Origin of the sequence: Pseudomonas nabeulensis (assembly GCF_004682045.1) — a bacterium.
GTDB classification, from domain to species: Bacteria; Pseudomonadota; Gammaproteobacteria; order Pseudomonadales; family Pseudomonadaceae; genus Aquipseudomonas; species Aquipseudomonas nabeulensis.
Map to the genome: position 1 here is coordinate 1 of NZ_QUZT01000089.1, position 22,121 is coordinate 22,121.

The window sequence follows — 22,121 nt, forward strand, 5'->3', positions numbered from 1 at the left end:
CCCCGTCAAACACGCTGGCCGAACGCAGGTGTTGGGGCGAGGACCTTTTGCTTACTTTTGGCTGGGGGCGGGTCACTTTTGGAAAGAGCCCAAAAGTAACCAAAAGGCTCTTGCCCCACCACTCGGTGCCTCGCCTAGGCTCGGCATGCCCTCACTCCGGCGTGGTTTAACGGGGCGCCTAAGATCAAAATCAAGATCAAAAGCCAGAGCCAGAGCCAGAGCAGATCAATATCTTAAGAATTGTGGAGATCAAAATGTGGGAGGGGGCTTGCCCCCGATGAGGGAGTGTCAGCCGAAAATTTTACAGCTGACACACCGCCATCGGGGGCAAGCCCCCTCCCACATTTGCACTGTGAACGGCATAAAACACCGGTCGGCTCTAAGGCCGCCGCGCTCTTGCTTTAGCTTTTGATCTGGAATCGCCCCGTCAAACACGCTGGCCGAACGCAGGTGTTGGGGCGAGGACCTTTTGCTTACTTTTGGCTGGGCCGGCATTCCGGTCCTTCCAAAAGTGACCCGCTGTATGAGCGGAACCCTAAGTGGCCGTTACCGCAGCAATGGATATGTACACCAAAACACCGCCATCGGGGGCAAGCCCCCTCCCACCTTTAACCGTGCCCACATTAGATCACCTTAAGCCCTGATCGCCGCCTCAACCCGCGCAATATACGTATCAAACCGCCCCACCAAATCCACCTGCTCGGGAAACCGCAGCCACTGGATCTGCAACCCATCCATCATCGCCAAAATCTCTTCCACCAATCCCGCAATATCCACATCGCCACGCACCTCCCCCATCGCCACCAGCTCAGCAAACTGCCCCTGCATGCGCTGATGAATCGCCGCATACCGCTCCTGGAACCAACCCCACGCCGGATGGGTATCCAACAGACTCTCGGCATTCAGGATGGTAAACGCCCGCACCACCCCCGGCGCCGTGGCGTTCGAACGGTTGATCGCGCGCAGGCTGCCGAGCAGGCCGTCCAGGGATTTTTCCGCACGTATCTCGTCGGCGATCCGCTGATTGGCTTCATCGCGGCGCTGCAACACGCCCATCAACAACGAGATCTTGCTGGGAAAGTGGTGCAGCAAACCCGCCACGGAAATGCCGACGATCGCCGCCACCTGAGCCATGGAAGCGCCGCTGTAGCCTTCCAGGGAAAACACCTGCAAGGCCGCGTCCAGCAGTTCTTCGCGGCGTTTTTCGCCCTTGGGGGCGCGGCGGGTTTTGGGGCCGGGTTCGGTCATGGCAGAGTCCTTGAGCTTTCCCGTTCGATCAGGCGACAGTCCAACAGGTTCAACCGTTGTACTTCATCCTCCACCGGCAGCACGCCGAGGCTTTGCAGGACACGGGTGGCGGCCAGCACGCCAATCTCCAGGGCGGGCGGCTTGATGGTACTGAGGCTGGGCAGCAGCATTTCGGCAAACGGATAGTCGCCAAAACCCAACACGGCGCACTTCCAGCCGGCACGTTGGGCGGCCAGCAGGCCACCGGCGGCCAGGTTGTCATTGGCGAAGAAGATCGCGTCGGGCGGCGTGGCATGGTTCATCAGCGCTTCCATCGCCTGCTTGCCCGCTTCGAAGGGAGGGCGATCAGCGTCGGGCGTGAACACCCAAGGCTGCATGCCCCGCTCGCTCAACGTCGCGGCAAACCCTTCGCCGCGCTCCACCGCGCTAAAGTCTCCCGTCGCGCTGTTCTGTACGAAGGCGATGCGACGATAACCCTGCTCATGCAGGTAACGGGCGGCGGTGACGCCCACTTCGAAGTGGGAAAACCCGATCTGCACCGGCTCGCGCGCGGGCACGTAGTCCCAGGTTTCCACGATGGGGATATCCGCGTCGGCGATCATCTTTTCGGTGGCGGCACTGTGAAAGCGGCTGGTCAGCACCAGCGCGGCCGGCGACCAGCCAAGGAACGCGCGTACCGCGTTTTCTTCCTGCTCGGCGCTGAAATAACTCGACGCAAGCAACAGCTGATAACCATGCCGACTCAAGGTGTCGCTAAAGCCCTGGATGGTATTGGCAAAGATCGGCCCGGAGATGTTCGGGATCACCATCGCCACGATGCGCCCCCGCGCCGAGGCCAACCCGCCGGCCACCAGGTTGGGCACATAACCCAACTCGGCCACCACCTGGGCAATACGCTCGCGGCGCTCGGGCGAGACCTGCTCCGGCTGGTTGAAGTAACGCGACACGGTAATCGCCGACACCCCGGCCTGACGCGCCACGGTGTTGAGGGTGACACGCCCGGCGCCCCGGCGTTTGCGCGGTTTGTCTTCGCTCAAAATGCAATCCTGTTAAAAACCAAAAAGAATATAGGGCTAATTTTTCAGTATTTGACGTTCTAAACCAGACCTCACAATAATGCCGATGTTAGCGCTAACAAAGCGCTTTGTCTGCTACTCGCTCGAGCGAATGCCAGAGACGAATTCACAGGCGCTGACGTCGCAGAACGGCAGCGGTTCAGGGCATTTTTTTCGAGCGGGCACAGCATGCACACCTTCCAACGCACTACGTTATTGATCCTGGCCGGGCTGACGAGCCTGCCCGCCTTTGCGGCCGACGAGCAGGAACCGACACTCAAATCGGTGACCGTCACCGCCACCCGCCGCGAAGAGTCGCTGCAAAAAGTCCCGGTGGCGGTCTCGGTGCTCGATGGCGAACAACTGGAACGCGACAATCGCAACGGCGTGGCCAGTATCGCCCAGCAGGTGCCGTCGCTGAACTTCCGCACCGGCGCTTCCAACAAGGACACGTCGCTGTTCGTGCGCGGCGTGGGCACCATCTCCACCTCCCCCAGTGTCGAGCCAACCGTGGCCACGGTGATCGACGGCGTGGTCTACGCCCGTCCTGGCCAGGCCACCCTCGACCTGCTCGACCTGGAGCGCATCGAAGTGCTGCGCGGCCCGCAAGGTACGCTGTTCGGCAAGAACGCCTCGGCCGGCGTGTTGAACATCACCAGCAAGGCGCCCACCGCCGAGACCCACGGCTATATCGACCAGTCCTATTACAGCGGCAATGAAAGCCGCACCCGTTTTGGCATCGGCGGCAGCCTGGTGCCGGACGTGCTCAAGGGTTCGATCAGCACCTTGTTCGGCAGCTACGACGGTAATGTCGACAACAAGCACAACGGCCAGGAGGTCAACGGCTACAACCACAAGGGCATTCGCGGCAAGCTGGAGTTCACCCCCAACGATGACGTGAAGCTGACCCTGATCGCCGACTACATGCAGTCCCACGACGACGCGCCCAATGGCGTGGTGAGCAAGTCCCTGACTCCGGCGTTCGCCAACGCGTTGAGCCCCGTGCGGGCCTCCAGCGACAACCGCAACATCAACACCGACACCCGCGACCATGTGGAAGACACCAACAAAGGCCTCTCCGCCCAGTTGGACTGGAACCTCGGCGACTACACCCTCACCTCGATCACCGCCTGGCGCGGCTGGGACAACACCCAGTACCAGGACGGCGACCGCCTCGGCAGCGTGACCGCCGCGTTCCCCGGCACCGCCGACAAGGGCCAGCTGGAATTCAACCAATACTCCCAGGAACTGCGCCTGGCCTCGCCCAAGGGTGAGTTCCTGGAGTACGTCGGCGGCCTGTTCTACATGCACGGTAAGGATGAAGAAACCTACCAGCGCACGCTCACCACCACCACGCGCACCGACCGTGGCATCGCCGACTACAGCACCACCAGCGACAGCTACGCGGTGTTTGGCGAGACCACGCTGAACTTCACCTCGCGCTTTCGCGGCATCGCCGGCTTGCGCTACACCCACGATGACCTGAAATACGATCACCGCCGTGTCTCCACCTCGGCCACCACGGTCAGCGGGATTCAGCCGGCCACGTCCAGTTCGGGCTCGGTGGACGAAGACGGTTGGTCCGGCCGCCTCGGCGTGCAGTACGACATCACCGATAACGTCACCAGCTACCTGACCTATTCCCGCGGCTACAAAGGCCCGGCGTATAACGTGTTCTTCAACATGCAGCCGCGTGACACCGACGCGCTCAAGCCGGAAACCTCCAATACCTGGGAAGCCGGGATCAAGGCCACGACCTGGAACAACCGCCTGACCACCAACTTCGCGGTGTTCCACAGCGACTACGACAACTACCAGGCCAACTTCTACGACACCGTCGCTGGCCAAGTGGTGACCCGTTTGATCAACGCTGGCAGCGTCAGCACCGAAGGCGTCGAGCTGGATTACGCCTTGCAGGCCACCCAACAACTCAAGCTCTCCGGCGCCCTGGCGTATACCCGCGCACGCATCGACGAATTCGCCTGCCCGGCGGGTGCAGCCGCCACGTGCAACGTCAACGGCAAGCCGCTGCCCTACAGCCCGGACTGGAAAAGCTACGTGCGCGCCGACTACACCATCCCGCTGGACAACGGCCTGGATATCGAACTGGGCACCGACTACAGCTGGCAGAGCGAAGTGCAGTACGACATCAGCCAGAACCTCGACACCAAGCAAGGCGCCTACGGCATCTGGAACGCCAGCGTGGCCCTGGCCGACTACAGCAACGGCTGGCGCGTGGCGTTTTTGGCCAAGAACCTCGCCGACAAGTCTTACTCGCCGCTGCTGGCCAGCGGTGGCAACTACATCTACCGCGCCGTGCCCCGTGACGATGAACGTTACTTCGGCGTGCAATTGCGCAAGGATTTCTAGCATGAGCCGTCAACTGAAACTCGGCGCCTTCCTGATGGCCACCGGTCACCACGTCGCCGCCTGGCGTCACCCGGATGTACCGGCGAACGCCGGGCTGGATATTGCCCAGTACAAACACCTGGCGCGGGTGGCCGAAGCGGCGAAGTTCGATGCGCTGTTCGTCGCCGACACCGTGGCGGCGGCGACCGGTGAGATCGCCAGCCATATGGCGCGTTCGGATCATTTCGAGCCGCTGACGCTGCTGTCGGCGTTGAGTGCAGTGACGGACAACATCGGCTTGATCGCCACGGCGACCACCACCTACAACGAGCCGTACCACGTGGCGCGTAAGTTCGCCTCGCTGGATCACCTGTCCGGCGGGCGTGCCGGCTGGAACCTGGTGACCTCGGACGCCGCCGCCGAAGCGCAGAATTTCGGGCGTGAGGAGCATTTGGGTCACGGCGAACGCTACAGCCGTGCGCGCGAGTTTCATCAGGTGGTGACCGGCTTGTGGGACAGCTGGGAAGACGATGCCTTCGTGCGCGACAAGGCCAGCGGCAATTACTACGACCCGGCCAAGCTGCACGTGCTGGATCACGTGGGCGAGCACTTTCGCGTCAAAGGCCCGCTGAACGTGGCGCGCTCACCCCAGGGCCAGCCGGTGATTGTGCAGGCGGGTTCATCCGAAACCGGTCGTGAACTGGCGGCGCAGACCGCCGAGGTGGTGTTTACCGCGCAGACTTCATTGGAGAACGCCCAAGCGTTTTATGCCGACCTCAAGGGACGCCTGGGGCACTTCGGACGTGAGGCGGATTCGCTGAAAATCATGCCGGGCGTGTTTGTGGTGGTGGGGCAGACCGAGGCCGAGGCGCAGACCAAGTTCGAGGCGTTCCAGGAACTGGTCGAGCCCGAGGTGGGCGTGGCGTTGCTCGGGCGTATGTTGGGCAATTTCGACCTGTCCGGTTACCCGCTGGATGGGCCGTTGCCGGAGCTACCGTTGACCGACAGTGGGCAGCGCAGCCGTCAGCAATTGCTCAGTGACCTGGCGAATCGTGAGCACCTCACGCTGGCCCAGTTGGGCCGACGCATTGCCGGTGGCCGTGGGCACTACAGCCTGATCGGCACGCCCGAGCAGATCGCCGATGAGCTGCAACGCTGGTTCGAACAGGGCGCGGCGGATGGTTTCAATATCCTGGTGCCGCATCTGCCCGGCGGGCTGGAGGACTTCGCCCAATGGGTGGTGCCCGAACTGCAACGGCGCGGCCTGTTTCGCACTGAATACACCGGCTCCACCCTGCGTGAAAACCTGGGCCTGGCGCGCCCTGCCAATCGCTTCAAGAAGGAGGATGCATGAAGATTCCAGCGCTGATATTGGCCCTGCTGGCCGTGACCCAAACCGCCCTGGCAGCCGACCCCGCGTCGCTGCGCATCGGCTATCAGAAAGGCTCTATCGCGCTGGTGCTGGCCAAGGAACACGGCCTGCTGGAAAAACGCTTCCCGCACACCGATGTGAAATGGATCGAATTCCCCGCCGGCCCGCAGATGCTTGAAGCGCTCAACGTCGGCGCATTGGACGTAGGTTCCACCGGTGACATTCCACCGCTGTTTGCCCAAGCGGCAGGCGCGGACCTGGTCTACATCGGTGCCGAACCGCCCAAACCCACGGCGGAAACCATTCTGGTGCGCAACGACAGCCCGCTGCACTCGGTGGCGGATTTGAGAGGCAAGAAAGTCGCGTTCCAGAAAGGCTCCAGCTCCCACAACCTGATCCTGCGCGCGCTGAACAAGGCCGGGCTGAGCTACAAGGATATCCAGCCGGTGTACCTGCCTCCCGCCGATGCGCGTGCGGCGTTCGAACAGGGCAGCGTGGATGCATGGGCGATCTGGGAACCCTATTCGTCATTGGCGTTGAGCCAGAGCCCGAGCCATGTGTTGACCAATGGTGAAGGGTTGGGGTTGTCGGGGCCGGTGTACACGGCGCGGCGCGACTACGCCAAGGCCAATGGGGCGTTTGTTCACGATCTGCTCGGTGAACTCAGCAGCGCCGAAGCGCTGACCCGCAGCCAACGCGAAAACAGCTTGAACGTGCTGACGGCGTTTATGGGCCTGCCAGCGGAAGTGGTCGCGCGGTACATGGACAACCGCCCGCCTTCGCCAATCTTGCCGATTGACGACAAGATCATCCAGGCGCAACAGGCGACGGCGGATCTGTTCTACCAGAACCGCTTGCTGCCCAAGGCCATTGATGTGAAGAACGCCGTCGAGAAAAACTAAGGTGTAAGGAGGGGGGATTGCCTAATGCCAGTCAGTTAAGAAGTTGCAAGTGTAAATGTTTGCCTTAACTGACTGGCGCTAGGGGGATTGGCCCCTCCCACCTGAGTGTCTGTCGTTTTCAGTTCCGGGCAAACGCCACTGCCGCCTGGAACTGGTCTTCCGTGGGCCGCACGCCGGTGTACAGCACAAACTGCTCCAACGCCTGGATCGCAATCACTTCCAGCCCGGTAATCACACGCTTGCCTTGCGCCCTTCCACGCACGATCAATGGCGTTTCGGCGGGGATTGCCACCACATCGAACACGGTATCCGCCGCATCCACGGCCTCCGCTGCAAACGCCAGCGCATCCGCCTCAGGCCCGCCGGTCATGCCGATGGGCGTCACGTTGATCAGCATCTGCGGGCGCACATCGCCCAATTCGGCCTGCCACTCATACCCCAGGTTCTGCGCCAGCGCCCGGCCCGCTGCCTCGTTGCGCGCGACGATCACGCCGTTGGCATAGCCGCCGTCACGCAAGGCACTGGCCACCGCCTTGGCCATGCCGCCGCTGCCGCGCAGGGCGAAGGTCGATTCCTTGGGCACTGCGTGTTTTTTCAACAGTTGCTCGATGGCGATGTAGTCGGTGTTGTAGGCCTTGAGGTGGCCGTTGGTGTTGACGATGGTGTTCAGCGAATCGATGGCTTGAACCGAAGGGTCCAGTTCGTCCACCAAGGCAATGGCGGCTTCCTTGAACGGCATCGAAACCCCGCACCCGCGAATACCCAACGCACGGATACCACCGATCGCGCCGGGCAAATCCTGGCTGCTGAACGCTTTATAGTAGAAGTTCAGACCCAGCTGTTCGTACAGGTGGTTATGAAACCGCAGGCCAAAATTCCCGGGACGCGCCGACAACGACATGCACAGTTGGGTGTCTTTGTTGGGGTGCATCTGCATGGATAACTCCTTGAAGTAAGCAAATCGGTACAGACCTTACACAACCTTTACCTAGCGGCCGTGCTGTTTTTCAGAAATACGTTGTCTTAAAAGTATCCCCGCGACAATCCTTGAGTCTATTGATTGCAGACCACAAGCGCAGGGGCTAACCGAGGAATGACCATGATTCGTACAATCCCCAAGATCGCCTTGCTTGTTGGCGCACTCGCTATGGCAGGCCAAGCCTCCGCCCACGGTGGTGGTTGGGGTGGCCCGGCCGTATTGGGTGCTTTAGTCGGCGCAGCCGTAGTGGGCTCCGTGGTTGCCAGCCAACCCCGTGAGGTCTACGTGCAGCCACAACCGGTGTATGTCCAGCCGCAGCCGGTGTATGCTGCTCCGCCACCGGTCTATTACGCACCGCCACCGCCGGTGTATGTGCAACAACAGGTCTATTACCGCCCGGCGCCGGTGTATTACGGGCCACCCCGTGGCTACTACGGCCCTCCCCACGGCTACTACGGTCGCGGTTGGTAAGCGTCAATCGTCCGAAACAGGTCTCGCCCACCCAGCGAGGCCTTTTTTTTGCATGGAAAAGTCTGGATTTATCCTGCCAAGGTCGCTGTCGGGACAATGGCCAGAGATTAATCCCACATCATCAACACCATTGTCTACTTGCTCGACCGGGGCTCGCGCTGTCATGTTTGTGTCACAACACACTTCCACTATCGCTCCTGTCCACCCAATAACAATTAAGGACGACTGACCATGCCCACCCAAAACCCGCACCGCACCGCTGGCCTGTGTACGTCCAGCAAGGTCTACAGCGCCCTCACCGAACTCAAGGCCCTGGAGGGCCACCGCAGCGCCAAGTTCCTCGCGCTACTGGCGGAAAACCTGGTGCGCAAGGGCCTGCTCAGCGAACAGGAAGTGGTGAACATGCTTGATCAGGTCGTGGACTGACGCCTGGCGTCGATGTCGACTATCGAGACAGGTGATTTTTCCTACGCCGCCCAGCCCCGTAAGGTGACCTTCATCAGCGATTGGAGGTCCTTATGCCCACTGTTCAAATCATGTCCGTCATCGGCAGTGCCGTCCCCGTCTCTCTTCGGGAGTTGGGTTTGCTCGCCTGTTGGTACCTGGTACGCGATGGCGAAGCCATCAGCGGCCCGCTCACCTCGTTGTCCGCCGCGGAAAAACAGCTGCAACAGACGTCGAATTTCAAGCTGCACGCTTAAGGCAGTGGCAGTTTGACTCGCGGTTTGCTTTCGACAAACAGCGCCCAGCTGGACATAAACAACGCCGCCACCAGTGGCCCGATCACAAACCCATTCAGGCCAAACACTGACAAGCCGCCCAGGGTCGAGATCAAAATCAGGTAATCCGGCATCTTGGTGTCCTTGCCCACCAGGATCGGGCGCAGCACGTTGTCCACCAGGCCGATCACAAATACGCCAAACAACCCCAACACCACGCCCTGCCAGATCGCGCCGCTCAACAGGAAGTAGACGGCCACCGGCCCCCACACAATGCCTGCGCCCACCGCCGGCAGCAGCGACAGAAACGCCATCAACACCGCCCAGAGCAACGCACTGGGAATGTCCAGGAACCAGAAAATCAAGCCGCCCAGTGCGCCTTGGGTCACGGCCACCAGCAGGTTGCCCTTGACCGTGGCTCGCACCACGCGATTGAACTTGAGCTGCAACCGGCGCTTCTGCGGCTCGGCCAACGGCACCGCCGTGCGCACCTTGCGCACCAGTTCAGGGCCGTCGCGCAGCAGGAAAAACAGCAAGTACAGCATGATGAAAAAGCTCACCAGGAAGTCGAACGTGCCCTGGCCAAAGCTGAACGCCTGGGACGCAAAGAACTGGCTGCCTTGCATCGCGCTCTTGACGATCTTTTCGCGCAAGCCTTCCAGGTTGCCCATGCCAAAACGGTCCAGCAGGTGCTGGAAGTAAGGCGGCAGGAAGTTCTTGAACTGTTCGATATACCCCGCCACATCCAACTTGCCGCTTTCGACGTTTTTATAGAGCGTGGCGCCTTCCTGCACCAACAAGGCGCTGGTGATGATCACCGGCAAGATCGCGATGACCAGGCACGCGGCCAAAGTGGCCAGCGACGTCACATTGCGATTCCAGCCAAACCGCAGCTGCAAACGGCGCTGCATTGGCGCAAAGATAATGCCGAGGATCACCGCCCAGAACACCGCGCCGTAGAACGGCAGCAATATCCAGATAAAGGCAACGGTGACCAGGGCCAACAGTAATAACAGGGTCTTGAATTGCAGATTCGTCGTGTTCATGTGCGGTCCATTCCAGATAAACGCGGGACGCTTTCGTGCGCCCTGTGGTTTAGTCCGCGCCGCCGCCTGCGAGTGCCCTTGATCGACACCTACGTGCAATGTCGCCCACCGATGCCCCGTGATGAGATGGTCCGTGTACACCCGCCGTCCCATCACAACCGTGAGGCCTCACCATGCGCTTAGCTCTGTCGACCTGGTCCGAAATCGAGACGTTCCTGCAACGCAGCCGCACCATCGTCATTCCCATTGGCTCCAACGAGCAGCACGGGCCGATTGGCCTGCTGGGCACCGACTGGATGTGCCCGCAGATCATTGCCGAGTACGCTCAGGAATCCGCCGATATCCTGATCGCGCCCACGTTCAACATCGGCATGGCGCAACACCACCTGGGGTTTCCCGGCACCATCACGCTGCGCCCATCGACTTTTATTGCCGCCATCGAAGACTGGGTACGTTCCCTGGTGGCCCACGGCTTCGAGAAGATTTATTTCCTCAACGGCCACGGCGGCAACATCGCCTCGATTGAGGCCGCGTTTTCCCAGTTGTACGCCGACGCCAGCTTCGCCCGGCAACCCGCCGGGTTTGCCCTGAAACTGACCAACTGGTGGGACCTGGAAGGTGTGGGCGCGCTGGCCAACCAGCAATTCCCCACCGGCCACGGCATCCACGCTACGCCATCAGAAATTGCCGTGACCCAGTGGGCCTACCCGGACGCGATCAAGTCGGCGCCGTACTCGCCACAAATCGCCAACTCCGGGCCGATCCGTGAAGCCCACGACTTCCGCTCGCGCTTCCCCGACGGCCGCATGGGTTCTGACCCAGGCCAGGCGACTCCGGAAAAAGGCCGCGAACTGGTATTCCTCGCGGCCCGGGGATTGATCAAGGAACTGGAGGCATTCAGCCGCGAAACCACGCCCCTCAGCCACCTCGGCAGTTCGACTAACAACTGCTAACAGCGCATAACTGGCCGTTCCCTCGGCAAGGCATCACCCTTGACGCTCACCACCGTCAGTGTTCAAGAGGGATGCCATCATGACCGAAGGGTATTGCGCCAGCTGCCTGAGCAAGGATGACCGACTCGCCAATGAAGCCCTGCGTGCACTGATGGCGCACGTCGTCAACGGTGACCGTGGGGCTTCGCGGCGACTGTCCGCCAAGGTCACACCGCTGCTCAATGCGTTTTATGAAGGCCAGGTGCAAGCCGGGCGAATTCGCCCGGAACACCTCGACGGCCTGGTTCAAGACGCCTTCAAGGCCTTGCTGCAAAACCGCACGCACTACAACCCCGACCAACCGTTTCGCGCCTGGTTGCTGGAGGGTGCCCGCACCACCCTGCTACACCACCTGCACGCCAACACCGTCGTCCCGCTCATGAACCCGCCAGACATCCTTTGGGCCCTCTGAACCCACGCCCACTGCCGTCAGTTTTTCCCAGGACATGCCAATGCTGAGTATCGAAAAAGTTCTCCACTCCGGTCGCACCCACACCACCGGCGGGCGCGAAGGCGCCGGGCGCAGTGATGATGGACGGCTGGACCTCAAGCTCTCGCCACCCGGTGCCCCCGGCCATGGCAGCAACCCCGAGCAACTGTTCGCGGTGTGCTGGTCGGCCTCCTTCCTCGGTGCACTGCGCCATGCCTGCAACGCGCGCAAACTCGGCTTTCCCGCCAACGCCGCCGTGGACGCCCAAGTCGACCTGCTGCACGGTGAGCAAGGCTTTTTCCTGCAAGCCCACCTGCAGGTGTCGTTGCCCGACATCGAGGCCGACACCGCGCAACAGCTGATCGAAGCCGCCCACCAGAATTGCCCTTACTCCAAAGCCACACGCCGTAACATCGAGGTCAGCTTCACCCTCGCCTGAATCTGCACAGTCGATACCTACGTGCAATCGCCCTGCCCCGGGTGCTCTGTTTTGATGTGACACAACCACCAGACACCCAGGGACACGCAGATGAAAAAACTGACCACAGCCGCCGGCGCACCGGTGGTCGACAACAACCATTCGCAAACCGCCGGCCCCCGTGGACCGGTGCTGTTGCAAGATGTCTGGCTGCTGGAAAAACTCGCCCACTTCGACCGCGAAGTCATCCCTGAGCGCCGCATGCACGCCAAGGGTTCCGGGGCGTTCGGCCGCTTTACCGTCACCCACGACATCAGCCACTTCACCAAGGCCGACCTGTTCTCGCGCATTGGCAAGACCACTGATGTGTTCGTGCGTTTTTCCACCGTCGCCGGGGAGCGCGGCGCGGCGGATGCCGAGCGGGATATTCGCGGCTTTGCCATCAAGTTCTACACCGACCAAGGCAATTGGGACCTGGTGGGCAACAACACGCCGGTGTTCTTCCTGCGCGACCCGTTGAAATTTCCCGACCTCAACCACGCGGTCAAGCGCGACCCCCGCACGAACATGCGCAGTGCCCGTAACAATTGGGACTTCTGGACCCTGCTGCCCGAAGCACTGCACCAGGTCACGATTGTGATGAGCGACCGAGGTTTGCCGCAGTCCTACCGGCATATGCATGGTTTTGGCAGCCATACCTTCAGTTTTATCAGCCCGGCGAACCAGCGCTTCTGGGTGAAATTCACCTGGAAGACCGAACAGGGCATCCACAACCTCACGGATGAGCAAGCGGGCGCCATCGTGGGCAATGACCGCGAAAGCGCCCAGCGCGACCTCTACACCAGCATCGAGGAGGGGCGCTTTCCACGCTGGAAGCTCTACGTGCAAATCATGCCGGAAGACGATGCCAGCCATTACCCGATCAACCCCTTCGACCTGACCAAAGTCTGGCCGCACCGGGATTACCCGCTGATCGAAGTGGGCCTGCTGGAACTCAATCGCAACCCCGACAACTACTTCGCCGACGTCGAGCAAGCCGCCTTCAACCCCGCCAATGTGGTGCCGGGCATCAGCTTCTCGCCGGACAAAATGCTCCAGGCACGCCTGTTTGCCTATGGCGATGCGCAGCGCTATCGCGTGGGGGTGAACCATCATCAAATCCCGGTGAATGCGCCGCGCTGCCCGGTCAACAGCTACCACCGCGACGGCCAGATGCGCACCGACCGCAACGCCGGCAGCACCCCAGGCTACGAGCCCAACAGCCACGCCCAGTGGGCCGAACAACCGGACTTTCGCGAACCGCCCCTGGCCCTGCAAGGCAGCGCCGCGCACTGGAACCACCGCGCAGACGAGGATTACTTCTCCCAACCTGGTGCGCTGTTTCGACTGATGAGCCCGGCCCAGCAACAGCTGTTGTTTGCCAACACCGCACGCTCGATCCAGGGCGCCAGCGCCGAGTCCAAGCAACGCCATATCCAACACTGCACCCTCGCCGACCCGGCATACGGCGCCGGTGTTGCCGCAGCCATCGAACGACTGGGGTGAGCCCGATGCAACTCAAGCCGCTGCATTCCCTGGCTGCGCGCCTGACATGGGTCTATCTGGCGTGCCTGATGATCGCCCAAGGGTTGGCATTCGCGATTGAAATCAGCGCATTGGCCGGGTCGCGGTGGCTGGTGCCGTTATTGATCGTGCAACTGGCGCTGCTGCTCGGCTGCCTGTGGTTGGGGCTGCGGCCCTTGATCCGTGTCGCCGAGCCCGTCGACGTGCCCGGCAATGGTTTGCAGGAGCGCCTGCAACTGCTCGCCGCGATTTCCCATGACCTGCAAACCCCCATCACCCGCATGAAACTGCGCGCCGAATTCATGGAGGAATCGGTGGAGCGGGACAAACTGTGCAATGACCTCAGCGAAATGCAACACCTGGTCCAGGAAGGCGTGGCTTATGCCCGCAGCCTGGACGGCACTGTTGAAGACAGCCGCCGTGTCGACCTGCATTCGTTCCTCGACAGCCTGGTGTTCGACTATCAGGACGTGGGCAAGAGCGTGGTGCTGACCGCAGAGGCCGGCCCCGTGATCGACACGCGGCCCCATGCCCTGCGGCGGGTGCTGGTGAATTTGGTGGACAACGCGCTGAAGTTTGGCTGTGAAGTCACCGTCAACGTCGAGCCCCAAGCGGACGAGCACCTGCTGATCCAGATTCTCGACCGTGGCCCCGGCATTCCCGAGGCCCAATTGCCCGAGGTGATCAAGCCGTTCTATCGCGTGGAATGCCCGCGCAACCGCAACACCAAGGGCACCGGATTGGGCCTGGCGATCTCGCAGCAACTGGCGCAGAGCCTGCAAGGCGCCCTGACCTTGTCCAACCGCGACGGCGGCGGATTGTGTGCGCAACTGGCGCTGCCGCCGTCAGTCACGCAGCACAAACTCCCGCGGTGATACGCCGATGGCCCGGCGAAACATCGCACTGAACGCACTCGCACTCACATAACCCAACTCGCGGGCGATCCGGCCAACGGACTCGCCCTTTTCCAGGCGCTCCAGGGCGCAGGCCAGGCGCACCTGTTGCACCCACTGGCGATAGGTCAGGCCGGTTTCCTTGAGGAACAAGCGGATCAACGTACGTGAGCTGGCCCCCACCGTGTCGGCCCAATAATCCACGCGATGGCTTTGCCCCGGCGCGTCGAGAATCGCGCTGCACACCAGGCGCAATCGACGGTCCAGTGGCCAGGGGATTTGCAGTGGCAAGGTTCGCGCCGTGGCCAATTCGCTGAGAATCAACGCCACCACGTGGGTATTGCGGCCTTCGAGGGAATATTCGATAGGCTCGCCGGCCAGCACCAGGATCAGCTCGCGCAACAGTAAAGACACGTCCAGCACGCGACAGCTGTCGCCAAAACTGGCCGCCGCGTCGGCCTGGATATAGATGGAGCGCATCTGCACCGGCGTCAACATCAGTTGGTCGTGCACCACCCCGGCAGGAATCCACAGCGCCCGCTTGGGCGGCAAAAACCACAGGCTGTCACCCGCCGCCACGCGCATCACGCCACTGACCGCGTACAACAATTGGCCGTGGTGATGGGTATGGGGTTCGTTGTATTCGCCGCTGGCCTGGTTGCGCACCAGGGCCGTCATTACCCGGGGCACGTCCTGGTAGTCGAGGTAATCCTCACTGCGGCCATTCAAGTCGGCGGTTGGGCTGACGGTGCGTGCGTCGTGTTTCATCGCGGCTTCTCAGGTTGTCACTTTGGCGATAGTACATGGCATTTGTTGATTATTCTCCATTGCTACGATCGCCCTGACTCAACGACCTCAGGGCACTTGAACATGACCCCCACCGACACCGACAAACATAGCCTGGCAGCCATCATCGGCCTGTTGGTGCTGTCCATCGCGCTGCGCCCCGCCATCGTGTCCATCGGGCCGATCCTGCTGCTGATCCAGCAACACTACGGCTTGAGCTTCACCCAGGCGGCGTTGCTCACCTCCATTCCGGATGTGTGCATGGGCGTTCTGGCGTTGCTGGCGCCCAACCTGAGCCAGCGCTTCGGCACCGACCGCTGCGTGATCGCCGCCCTGGTGTTGCTGGGTGTCGCGTGCGTGCTGCGGGCGGTGTCGCCGAGTGCGGTGTTGCTGCTGTTCAGCACCTTTCTGGTGAGTGTGGGGATCGCCATCGCCGGCGCGCTGATCGGCGGTTGGATCAAGGCCCACTTTCCTCACCGGCCTGCGTTTTTCATGGGCATTTATGCCGCTGGCCTGAGCGTGGGGGCCACCCTGTCTGCGCTGTTCACCGCGCCCATCAGCGAGCTTGCCCAGAGCTGGCGCGTGGGCGCCGGGGTGTGGAGCCTGTTGTGTGTCACGGCGGTGATCAGTTGGCTGTGGATGGCCCGGCGTTTCGCCAGCGGCGCGCCCAAGGCCAGCGCGCAACCGGTGCGCTCGGTGCGGCTGCCATGGGGCAACCCGCAGGCCTGGCTGGTGGCGCTGTACTTCGGGGCCAGTCAATTTGTGGTGTACGCGCTGTTTGCCTGGCTCGCGCCAGCGTCCACCGAGACGGCCGTCACCACCTTGCCATCGGGCGCGTTGCTCGGGCTGTTTACGGCGGTGTTTGCCGTGGCCAGCGTCGGCGCCGGCCTGATCCCCGGCAAGGCCCACGACCGTCGTGGCCTGCTGGCGCTGTGTACGCTGCTGGCCCTGCTCGGCACCGCCGGCATGGCGTTCGCCCCTGCGGCGTGGCCGACGCTGTATGTGCTGCTGGTGTCGGTGGGCCTGGGCATGTCGTTCACCGTGGGCATGACACTGCCGTTGGACAACGCCACCTCCCCGGCAGAGGCTGGCGCCTGGACCGTGTTCATGCTGTTTATCGGCTACCTGGTCGCCGCCCTCGGCCCGCTGAGCTTTGGTGCCCTGCGTGACCACACCGGCAATTACACCCTGGCTTATGTGATGCTGTTCGCAGTGCTGGTGTTCATGCTGTGCCTGACGCCCGCCCTCAAGCCGGCCAGACACGGCGCAGAGCCCCGCCACGCGGCCTTGCGCACTTGAATGCAGCGTTAAAACACCTATCATGCCAGGACCGTCCAACACCCCCACTTGTTCGAGAGCGTGATGACCGTGGCGCCCGCCCCTGACGACCTGCACGATCCCGCGGTTTTGCACTTCGCCTTCGGCCCGTTCCGCGTGGTGCCCGGCAAGCGCCTGCTGACCCGCGATGATGCGGTGGTCGACATCGGCGGGCGGGCGCTCGACCTGCTGATCGCCCTGCTCGAACGCCCCGGCCGCGTGGTGTCCAAGCGCGAGTTGATCAGCCTGGTATGGCCCGATATCGTCGTCGAAGAAGGCAGCCTGCGCTTCCACATGACCGGGCTGCGCCGCATTCTCGGCGATGGCGAAGACGGGGCGCGCTATATCAATACCCAGACGGGCGTGGGTTATGCCTTCGTGGCACCCCTCGAGCGCACGCCCGCCGACCTGCCCGCCCCGCAGAAAATCAAACGTAATGTCGGTGGCCTGCCGCCGCGCCCGAGCCTGATTGGTCGCGACGTCGATGTGGCACTGGTGCTGGATCGCTTGCTGCAACCCAAGCTGTTCACCATCGTCGGCCCCGGTGGCGTGGGCAAGACCAGCCTCGCGGTGGAAGTCGGCCACCGCCGCGCCGGGGACGATGCCGTGCACTTCGTCGACCTGGCCCAGGTCGAAGATGCAGCGCTGGTGCCCTTCGCCCTCGCCGGTGCGCTGGGTATTGCGGTGCAGGCCGAAGAGCCGATGTTTGTGCTGCTCGCGCATCTGCGCCCGCAACACCTGCTGCTGGTCCTCGATAACTGCGAACACCTGATCGATGCGGTCTGCGCCATCGTCGAGCAAATCAAGGACGTGGCCCCGGCCGTCGCCATCCTCGCCACCAGTCGCGAACCCCTGCGGGCGCGCGGCGAGCATGTGCATCGCTTGAGCCCGTTGGCGTTTCCCGCCGACTGGCAGGACTTGAGCGGCGAACAACTGCTGGCATTTCCCGCCGTGCAGCTGTTTATCGAACGGGTGTCCTCAAGCAACGCCGCTTTGGCCCTGGCACCCGGCGATACCCACTTGATCGCCGACATGTGCCAACGCCTGGAAGGCATGGCGCTGCCGATTGAACTGGCCGCTGTGCGCGTGGCCGTGCATGGCGTACACGCCACCCACGCCATGCTCGGCGAGCGCTTTTCCCTCGGCTGGGCCGGGCGCCGCACGGCTTCGCCACGCCATCAGACGCTGCGCTCGATGCTCGACTGGAGCTACGACTTGCTGTCGGCCGACGAGCGCCTGGTGTTTGATCGCCTGGCGGTGTTTGTCGGGCCGTTTGGTCTCGACGGCGCTTCGCACATTGCCGCCGATGACTGGATCGCCCCCATGACCGTGGCGGCCATCCTGGATGAACTGGCCGCCAAGGGCCTGGTCACCGTGGACCGCAGTAACTTCACGGGCTCTTACCGTTTGCTGGAAATGACTCGCGCCTATGCGCGGGAAAAACTCCAGCTACGTGGCCCCTCGGAGATGCACGCCCTGGCGTTCCGGCATGCGGCGTACCTGATGGAGCAACTCAAGCACCTGGGCGACAGCCCCCACGAAATCTTCGCCAGCTCCGCACGGCTGGGCTGCCAACTGGGCAATATCCGCAGCGCCCTCGAATGGAGCTTCGGCCCCCAGGGCGATCCCGGCCTGGCCTTGCCGCTGGCGGCGGCCAGCGCACAGTTGTTCCTGCATTTCTCGTTGCTGGTGGAATGCCGCACCTGGTGCACCCGCGCCACCGAACTGCTGGAACTCGGTTACTTCGGCACCCCTACCGAAATGGAACTGCAAGCCGCCTTGGGCCTGGTGCTGATGTTCACCCAGGGCAACAGCGCCGCCGCCGAAAAAGCCTTGTTGCGCGCCCTGGACATTGCCGTGAGCCTGGGCGACCACGCCGCGCAATTGCGCCTGCTGGGGCGCCTGCAAATCTTCTATGAACGCGTCGGTGACTTTGCCAGTTCCCTGGCGTGGGCCGAGCGTGCGGTGGAGGTCGGTGCGTTGATTGATCAGCCCGAAGCCATCGCCGTGGCCGCATCCCTGGCCGGAATTTCCTATCACCTGCTGGGTAACCAGGAGCGCGCACGCCAGGCGTTGGAGCATTCGCTGCGCAACAGCTTGCCGTCCGAGCGCAGCCTCACCATCCACTACGGGTTCGACCACCGCAACCGCACCGGCCTGGCGCTGGCGCGCACGTTATGGCTGATGGGTTACCCCGATCAGGCCCGGCAAGGTGCCGAGCAGGTCGAGGCGCAAGCCGCCACGCTGGACCACGCGGCCACCTATTGCATTGCACTGGTGTGGACCCTGCAGATCTATCTCTGGACCGGCGACCTGGAACGCGCCGCCGAGGGCCTGGATACCTTCCGCACAATTGCCGAGGCCAACGCGTTCGGGCCCTACGTCGCAGCGGCCATGGGCATTGGCGCGGCCATTGCGATTCGCGCGGGGCAACCCGGCGATGCCGTCAGCGTGCTGGAAGAGACGTTGCCGCGCCTGCACAGCATGCGTTACGAACTGCTGACCACGCCCCTGGAAATGGCCCTCACCGAGGGCTTGATCCTGAATGGTCAGCGCGACAAGGCACTGGCACAGGTCGACGCCACCATCGCGCATTGTCGCCACAGCGGCGACGCCTTCGCCCTGCCTGAACTGTTGCGCATCAAGGCCAGTATCCAGACAAGCGATGCAGCCGAGGCCTTGTTGGAGGAATCCCTGGCACTGAGCCAACAACAAGGCTCACGCAGCTGGGCGTTACGCAGTTCGATGGACCTGGCCGCGTTGTGGCAGGCCCAGGGTCGCGGCAACGAGGCCCGGCAGTTGCTGAGCCAGTGCCGCGAACAGTGGTCGGAAGGCTTCGACACCCAGGACCTGCGCCAGTTGATGGCGCGCCTGGGCGAAGGGGTTACTTAGCCGCCGCACGCAACGGTCGGAACGCCTCGCGCAGTTCTTCACTGAACAATTGCGGCTGTTCCCACGCGGCGAAGTGCCCGCCCTTGCTGACCTGGCTGTAGTAGGACAACGACGGATAAGCGCGCTGCGCCCAGGTTTTCGGCGCCTGGTAGATCTCATGGGGGAACACGGTGATGCCCACCGGCACCTTGATGGTGTCGGTCTTCTGCGCCACGGCGCTGAAGTTATTGTTGTTGTTCTCCCAATAGAACCGCGATGACGACGCTCCGGTGTTGGTCAGCCAGTACAGGCTGATGTCGTCGAGCATTTCATCGCGGCTGAGTACGCGCTCGGGCTGGCCACCACTGTCGGTCCAGGCGGCGAATTTCTCGTACATCCAGGCCGCCGTGCCCGCCGGTGAGTCGGCCAGCAGGTAGCCGATGGTTTGCGGGCGGGTCACCATCATTGCGCCGTAGGCGGCGTTGCGCCCGAAGAAGGTGCTCAGCGCGTTGTACGCCGTGCGCTCAGGCTCGGTCAGGTTTGCCGGGGCCGGTTCGCCACTGTTGATCGGCTTGACCAACTCAGGGGGGACGGTGGCCGGCATGTTCAGGTGGATGCCCAACAGACCGGGTGGCGACAGGCGCCCCAAGGCATCGGAGATCACCGAACCATGGTCACCGCCCTGGGACACGTAGTGCTTGTAGCCAAGGCGTTTCATCAGCACATCCCAGGCCTTGGCGACACGGTCCGGGCCCCAGCCCAGTTCGGTGGGTTTGCCGGAAAAACCGTGGCCGGGGATGGATGGGATGACCACGTCGAAGGAGTCTTCCACGCGCCCGCCGTAGGCCACCGGGTCGGTGAGCGGGCCGATGGTCTTGAGAAATTCGAATTGCGATCCCGGCCAACCGTGGGTCAGGATCAGCGGCATGGCGTTGGGGTTGCGCGAGCGCACGTGGATGAACTGGATGTCCACGCCGTCGATAGTGGTGATGAACTCCGGCAGCGCATTGAGCCTGGCCTCGGCCTTGCGCCAGTCGTAGCCGTTGCCCCAGTACTTGACCAGCGCCTGCACCTGGGCCAGTTGCACGCCTTGGGACGTGTCGTTGACCGTTTCTTTGTCGGGCCAGCGGGTGGCGGCGATGCGTTTGTGCAGGTCCGCCAGTTGCGCGTCATCCACATGAATGCGGTACGGGCGGATGGCATCGGAAGCAGCCCAGGCGCCCGCACTACCGGCGAGCAGCGCAAGGCCGAACAATGAAACCCGGCAGCGAAGCCGGAATAACGCGGACGAAGCGGCAAGCATGATGACTCTCCTGTCGATCAACGGGCCAACACGGCCCGGGCGCAGCGATCAGACCATCGCGCTGACCCCTGGGCGATTGCACGTAGGTGTCGGTCGATACCTATGTATGACTTGCCAGCGCAGCCGCCGAATGCTGCCATCTGCAATCGATAAAGGCGGGAACAGGCACCGATGAGTGGGCAGGTAATCAGCGAGGGCATGGGCAGTATTGCGACGTCGCGCGCGGCGTGGGCCGTGGTGGGTCTGTGCATGCTGTTCAACGTGATCGACGGGCTGGACGCAATGGCGATGGCGTTCACGGTCAGCCGGGTGGCGACGCAGTGGGCGTTGAATGGCGCGCAGATCGGCCTGTTGCTCAGTGCCAGCCTGGTGGGCATGGCCTGTGGTTCGATGTTTGCCGCGCCCCTGGCAGACCGCCATGGTCGTCGGCCGATGCTGTTGGCCAGCCTATTGCTCAGCGGCGTGGCCATGGTGTTGTCGTTCTGGAGCCAGGGCTTGTACAGCCTGGTGTGCTGGCGTGTGCTGACCGGTATCGGCGTTGGCGCGGTGTTGGTGGGGGCCAATGTGTTGACCCACGAATATGCCCCGCCCCACCGGCGGGGCCTGGCGATTGCGTTGCAGTCGGTGGCCTTTGCCCTGGGCGCGACACTGGGCGGCGCGCTGGCCCACGTGCTTAATGACAGCGTGGGGTGGCGTTATGTGTTCCTGGCCGGCGGCGGGCTGACGCTGGTGGCCGGGTCGGCTGGCGTGCTGTGGCTGCGCGAGTCGCCGGTGCTGAAGCTGGATCGCCCTGGGATGGAGTATCGGCACCTGTTTAACGACGGGCATTGGCGCTGGACCCTGTCGCTGGCGGGGGTGTGTTTTTTGCTGATGTTCGGATTTTACTTTGTGATGAGTTGGACGCCGATCCTGCTGACCCAGGGTGGGTTTTCTGAACACCATGGCGTGACGGGCGGCATGCTCCTGACTGTCGGCGGGATGCTGGGGGCGTTACTGGTGGGGTTGGCGGCCAATCGCTGCGGGTGTCACCGGTTGCTACTGGGTTGCCTGTTGTTGGACGCATTGCTGCTTGTGCTGATGGTGGCGGCCACGCGTGTGCCGGTGTTGGCGGCGGTCGCGGGGTTGTGTGCCGGGCTGTTGCTGTATGGGGCGATTGCGGCGCTATTTGTGATGGCGCCCCAGGCGTTTGCCACGCCGGTGCGTACACGGGGGGTGGGGTTGGTGCTGGCCACTGGGCGGTTGGGGGCGATTGTGTCGCCCACGGTGGCGGGGGTGTTGTTGGATGCGCAGTGGAGTGTTCAGGATTTGTTTTTGTTTTATGCGGGGAGTCAGGTGTTGGCGGGGGGGTTGGTCTTGATGGGTTTTGTTGGTGTACATATCCGTTATTTCGGTAACGGCTGATTATGG

General features: G+C 62.7%; 19 protein-coding genes and 1 pseudogene. 14 read left to right on the plus strand and 6 right to left on the minus strand.

Annotated elements, in window-relative coordinates:
• Window positions 1-633: 633 nt before the first annotated feature.
• Window positions 634-1,248, minus strand: coding sequence for a TetR/AcrR family transcriptional regulator (locus DYL61_RS28620; RefSeq protein WP_135311152.1), 615 nt, complete (start codon window positions 1,246-1,248; stop codon window positions 634-636).
• A complete protein-coding gene (locus tag DYL61_RS28625) occupies window positions 1,245-2,285 on the minus strand; it encodes a LacI family DNA-binding transcriptional regulator (RefSeq protein ID WP_135311153.1) in 1,041 nt (346 codons plus the stop codon). The genes DYL61_RS28620 and DYL61_RS28625 overlap by 4 nt, the downstream gene beginning before the upstream one ends.
• A gap of 207 nt (window positions 2,286-2,492) precedes the next feature.
• On the opposite strand from DYL61_RS28625, the gene DYL61_RS28630 reads away from it, so the two are divergent.
• The 3 genes from DYL61_RS28630 to DYL61_RS28640 are packed head-to-tail and all read left to right on the plus strand — an operon-like array spanning window position 2,493 to window position 6,926.
• A complete protein-coding gene (locus DYL61_RS28630; protein ID WP_135311154.1) occupies window positions 2,493-4,673 on the plus strand; it encodes a TonB-dependent receptor in 2,181 nt (726 codons plus the stop codon).
• A gap of 1 nt (window position 4,674) precedes the next feature.
• On the plus strand, window positions 4,675-6,006 hold the full coding sequence (locus DYL61_RS28635; RefSeq protein WP_167498010.1) for an LLM class flavin-dependent oxidoreductase: 1,332 nt from the start codon (window positions 4,675-4,677) through the stop codon (window positions 6,004-6,006).
• Entirely contained in the window at window positions 6,003-6,926 is a 924-nt protein-coding gene (locus DYL61_RS28640) for a sulfonate ABC transporter substrate-binding protein (RefSeq protein ID WP_135311155.1), read from the plus strand. The genes DYL61_RS28635 and DYL61_RS28640 overlap by 4 nt, the downstream gene beginning before the upstream one ends.
• Before the next feature lie 118 nt (window positions 6,927-7,044).
• Here the strand turns inward: DYL61_RS28640 and DYL61_RS28645 are convergent, their stop codons facing one another.
• The gene (locus DYL61_RS28645) at window positions 7,045-7,863 is read right to left on the minus strand and encodes a shikimate 5-dehydrogenase (protein WP_135311156.1); all 819 of its coding nucleotides are present in this window, start codon (window positions 7,861-7,863) and stop codon (window positions 7,045-7,047) included.
• 156 nt (window positions 7,864-8,019) lie between these two features.
• Here DYL61_RS28645 and DYL61_RS28650 point away from each other — a divergent pair, with 156 nt between their 5' ends.
• The 3 genes from DYL61_RS28650 (at window position 8,020) to DYL61_RS28660 (ending at window position 9,077) form a co-directional block, all read left to right on the plus strand.
• Window positions 8,020-8,376: a hypothetical protein gene (locus DYL61_RS28650; RefSeq protein ID WP_135311157.1), complete on the plus strand. Its 357-nt coding sequence runs from the start codon at window positions 8,020-8,022 to the stop codon at window positions 8,374-8,376.
• Window positions 8,377-8,607: 231 nt separating this feature from the next.
• Window positions 8,608-8,802, plus strand: a complete 195-nt coding sequence (locus DYL61_RS28655; protein ID WP_105700004.1) for a hypothetical protein — start codon at window positions 8,608-8,610, stop codon at window positions 8,800-8,802.
• Between the two features lie 92 nt (window positions 8,803-8,894).
• Window positions 8,895-9,077, plus strand: a complete 183-nt coding sequence (locus DYL61_RS28660) for a hypothetical protein (protein ID WP_105700002.1) — start codon at window positions 8,895-8,897, stop codon at window positions 9,075-9,077.
• Here DYL61_RS28660 and DYL61_RS28665 read toward each other — a convergent pair.
• Window positions 9,074-10,141 carry an AI-2E family transporter gene (locus tag DYL61_RS28665; RefSeq protein ID WP_135311158.1) on the minus strand — a complete coding sequence of 356 codons (1,068 nt, stop codon included), beginning with the start codon at window positions 10,139-10,141 and terminating at the stop codon, window positions 9,074-9,076. The genes DYL61_RS28660 and DYL61_RS28665 overlap by 4 nt on opposite strands.
• A 173-nt stretch (window positions 10,142-10,314) precedes the next feature.
• Here DYL61_RS28665 and DYL61_RS28670 point away from each other — a divergent pair, with 173 nt between their 5' ends.
• From DYL61_RS28670 to DYL61_RS28690, 5 genes and pseudogenes are all read left to right on the plus strand, one after another.
• On the plus strand, window positions 10,315-11,094 hold the full coding sequence (locus tag DYL61_RS28670) for a creatininase family protein (protein WP_135311159.1): 780 nt from the start codon (window positions 10,315-10,317) through the stop codon (window positions 11,092-11,094).
• Between the two features lie 79 nt (window positions 11,095-11,173).
• Window positions 11,174-11,545, plus strand: coding sequence for a sigma factor (locus DYL61_RS28675; protein ID WP_135311160.1), 372 nt, complete (start codon window positions 11,174-11,176; stop codon window positions 11,543-11,545).
• A gap of 40 nt (window positions 11,546-11,585) precedes the next feature.
• Window positions 11,586-12,002: an organic hydroperoxide resistance protein gene (locus DYL61_RS28680; RefSeq protein WP_135311161.1), complete on the plus strand. Its 417-nt coding sequence runs from the start codon at window positions 11,586-11,588 to the stop codon at window positions 12,000-12,002.
• Window positions 12,003-12,092: 90 nt separating this feature from the next.
• Complete coding sequence (locus tag DYL61_RS28685) at window positions 12,093-13,526, plus strand: catalase (protein ID WP_135311162.1); 1,434 nt, start codon at window positions 12,093-12,095, stop codon at window positions 13,524-13,526.
• A gap of 53 nt (window positions 13,527-13,579) precedes the next feature.
• Window positions 13,580-14,419 (plus strand): annotated as a pseudogene (locus tag DYL61_RS28690) (sensor histidine kinase); the annotation flags it as partial.
• On the opposite strand, the gene DYL61_RS28695 reads toward DYL61_RS28690, so the two are convergent.
• The gene (locus DYL61_RS28695; RefSeq protein WP_135311163.1) at window positions 14,390-15,205 is read right to left on the minus strand and encodes an AraC family transcriptional regulator; all 816 of its coding nucleotides are present in this window, start codon (window positions 15,203-15,205) and stop codon (window positions 14,390-14,392) included. The pseudogene DYL61_RS28690 and the gene DYL61_RS28695 overlap by 30 nt on opposite strands.
• 102 nt (window positions 15,206-15,307) lie before the next feature.
• On the opposite strand from DYL61_RS28695, the gene DYL61_RS28700 reads away from it, so the two are divergent.
• Together DYL61_RS28700 and DYL61_RS28705 are read left to right on the plus strand one after the other, a co-directional pair.
• Window positions 15,308-16,522 (plus strand): MFS transporter, encoded by a 1,215-nt coding sequence (locus tag DYL61_RS28700; RefSeq protein ID WP_135311164.1) that lies wholly within the window; start codon window positions 15,308-15,310, stop codon window positions 16,520-16,522.
• Window positions 16,523-16,591: 69 nt separating this feature from the next.
• Complete coding sequence (locus tag DYL61_RS28705; protein WP_135311168.1) at window positions 16,592-19,432, plus strand: ATP-binding protein; 2,841 nt, start codon at window positions 16,592-16,594, stop codon at window positions 19,430-19,432.
• Here the strand turns inward: DYL61_RS28705 and DYL61_RS28710 are convergent.
• Window positions 19,425-20,714 (minus strand): epoxide hydrolase family protein, encoded by a 1,290-nt coding sequence (locus DYL61_RS28710; RefSeq protein WP_135311165.1) that lies wholly within the window; start codon window positions 20,712-20,714, stop codon window positions 19,425-19,427. The genes DYL61_RS28705 and DYL61_RS28710 overlap by 8 nt on opposite strands.
• A 171-nt stretch (window positions 20,715-20,885) precedes the next feature.
• Here DYL61_RS28710 and DYL61_RS28715 point away from each other — a divergent pair, with 171 nt between their 5' ends.
• A complete protein-coding gene (locus DYL61_RS28715; protein ID WP_135311166.1) occupies window positions 20,886-22,115 on the plus strand; it encodes an MFS transporter in 1,230 nt (409 codons plus the stop codon).
• Window positions 22,116-22,121: the final 6 nt, after the last annotated feature.

What these genes read in the sequence shown, in the direction of transcription:
- DYL61_RS28680 (WP_135311161.1), top strand. Translation starts at nt 11,586, where the DNA reads ATGCTGAGTATCGAAAAAGTTCTCCACTCCGGTCGCACCCACACCACC.
- DYL61_RS28685 (WP_135311162.1), top strand. Translation starts at nt 12,093, where the DNA reads ATGAAAAAACTGACCACAGCCGCCGGCGCACCGGTGGTCGACAACAAC.
- DYL61_RS28665 (WP_135311158.1), bottom strand. Translation starts at nt 10,141, where the DNA reads ATGAACACGACGAATCTGCAATTCAAGACCCTGTTATTACTGTTGGCC.
- DYL61_RS28635 (WP_167498010.1), top strand. Translation starts at nt 4,675, where the DNA reads ATGAGCCGTCAACTGAAACTCGGCGCCTTCCTGATGGCCACCGGTCAC.
- DYL61_RS28655 (WP_105700004.1), top strand. Translation starts at nt 8,608, where the DNA reads ATGCCCACCCAAAACCCGCACCGCACCGCTGGCCTGTGTACGTCCAGC.
- DYL61_RS28640 (WP_135311155.1), top strand. Translation starts at nt 6,003, where the DNA reads ATGAAGATTCCAGCGCTGATATTGGCCCTGCTGGCCGTGACCCAAACC.
- DYL61_RS28695 (WP_135311163.1), bottom strand. Translation starts at nt 15,205, where the DNA reads ATGAAACACGACGCACGCACCGTCAGCCCAACCGCCGACTTGAATGGC.
- DYL61_RS28710 (WP_135311165.1), bottom strand. Translation starts at nt 20,714, where the DNA reads ATGCTTGCCGCTTCGTCCGCGTTATTCCGGCTTCGCTGCCGGGTTTCA.
- DYL61_RS28670 (WP_135311159.1), top strand. Translation starts at nt 10,315, where the DNA reads ATGCGCTTAGCTCTGTCGACCTGGTCCGAAATCGAGACGTTCCTGCAA.
- DYL61_RS28650 (WP_135311157.1), top strand. Translation starts at nt 8,020, where the DNA reads ATGACCATGATTCGTACAATCCCCAAGATCGCCTTGCTTGTTGGCGCA.
- DYL61_RS28700 (WP_135311164.1), top strand. Translation starts at nt 15,308, where the DNA reads ATGACCCCCACCGACACCGACAAACATAGCCTGGCAGCCATCATCGGC.
- DYL61_RS28645 (WP_135311156.1), bottom strand. Translation starts at nt 7,863, where the DNA reads ATGCAGATGCACCCCAACAAAGACACCCAACTGTGCATGTCGTTGTCG.
- DYL61_RS28715 (WP_135311166.1), top strand. Translation starts at nt 20,886, where the DNA reads ATGAGTGGGCAGGTAATCAGCGAGGGCATGGGCAGTATTGCGACGTCG.
- DYL61_RS28675 (WP_135311160.1), top strand. Translation starts at nt 11,174, where the DNA reads ATGACCGAAGGGTATTGCGCCAGCTGCCTGAGCAAGGATGACCGACTC.
- DYL61_RS28620 (WP_135311152.1), bottom strand. Translation starts at nt 1,248, where the DNA reads ATGACCGAACCCGGCCCCAAAACCCGCCGCGCCCCCAAGGGCGAAAAA.
- DYL61_RS28630 (WP_135311154.1), top strand. Translation starts at nt 2,493, where the DNA reads ATGCACACCTTCCAACGCACTACGTTATTGATCCTGGCCGGGCTGACG.
- DYL61_RS28660 (WP_105700002.1), top strand. Translation starts at nt 8,895, where the DNA reads ATGCCCACTGTTCAAATCATGTCCGTCATCGGCAGTGCCGTCCCCGTC.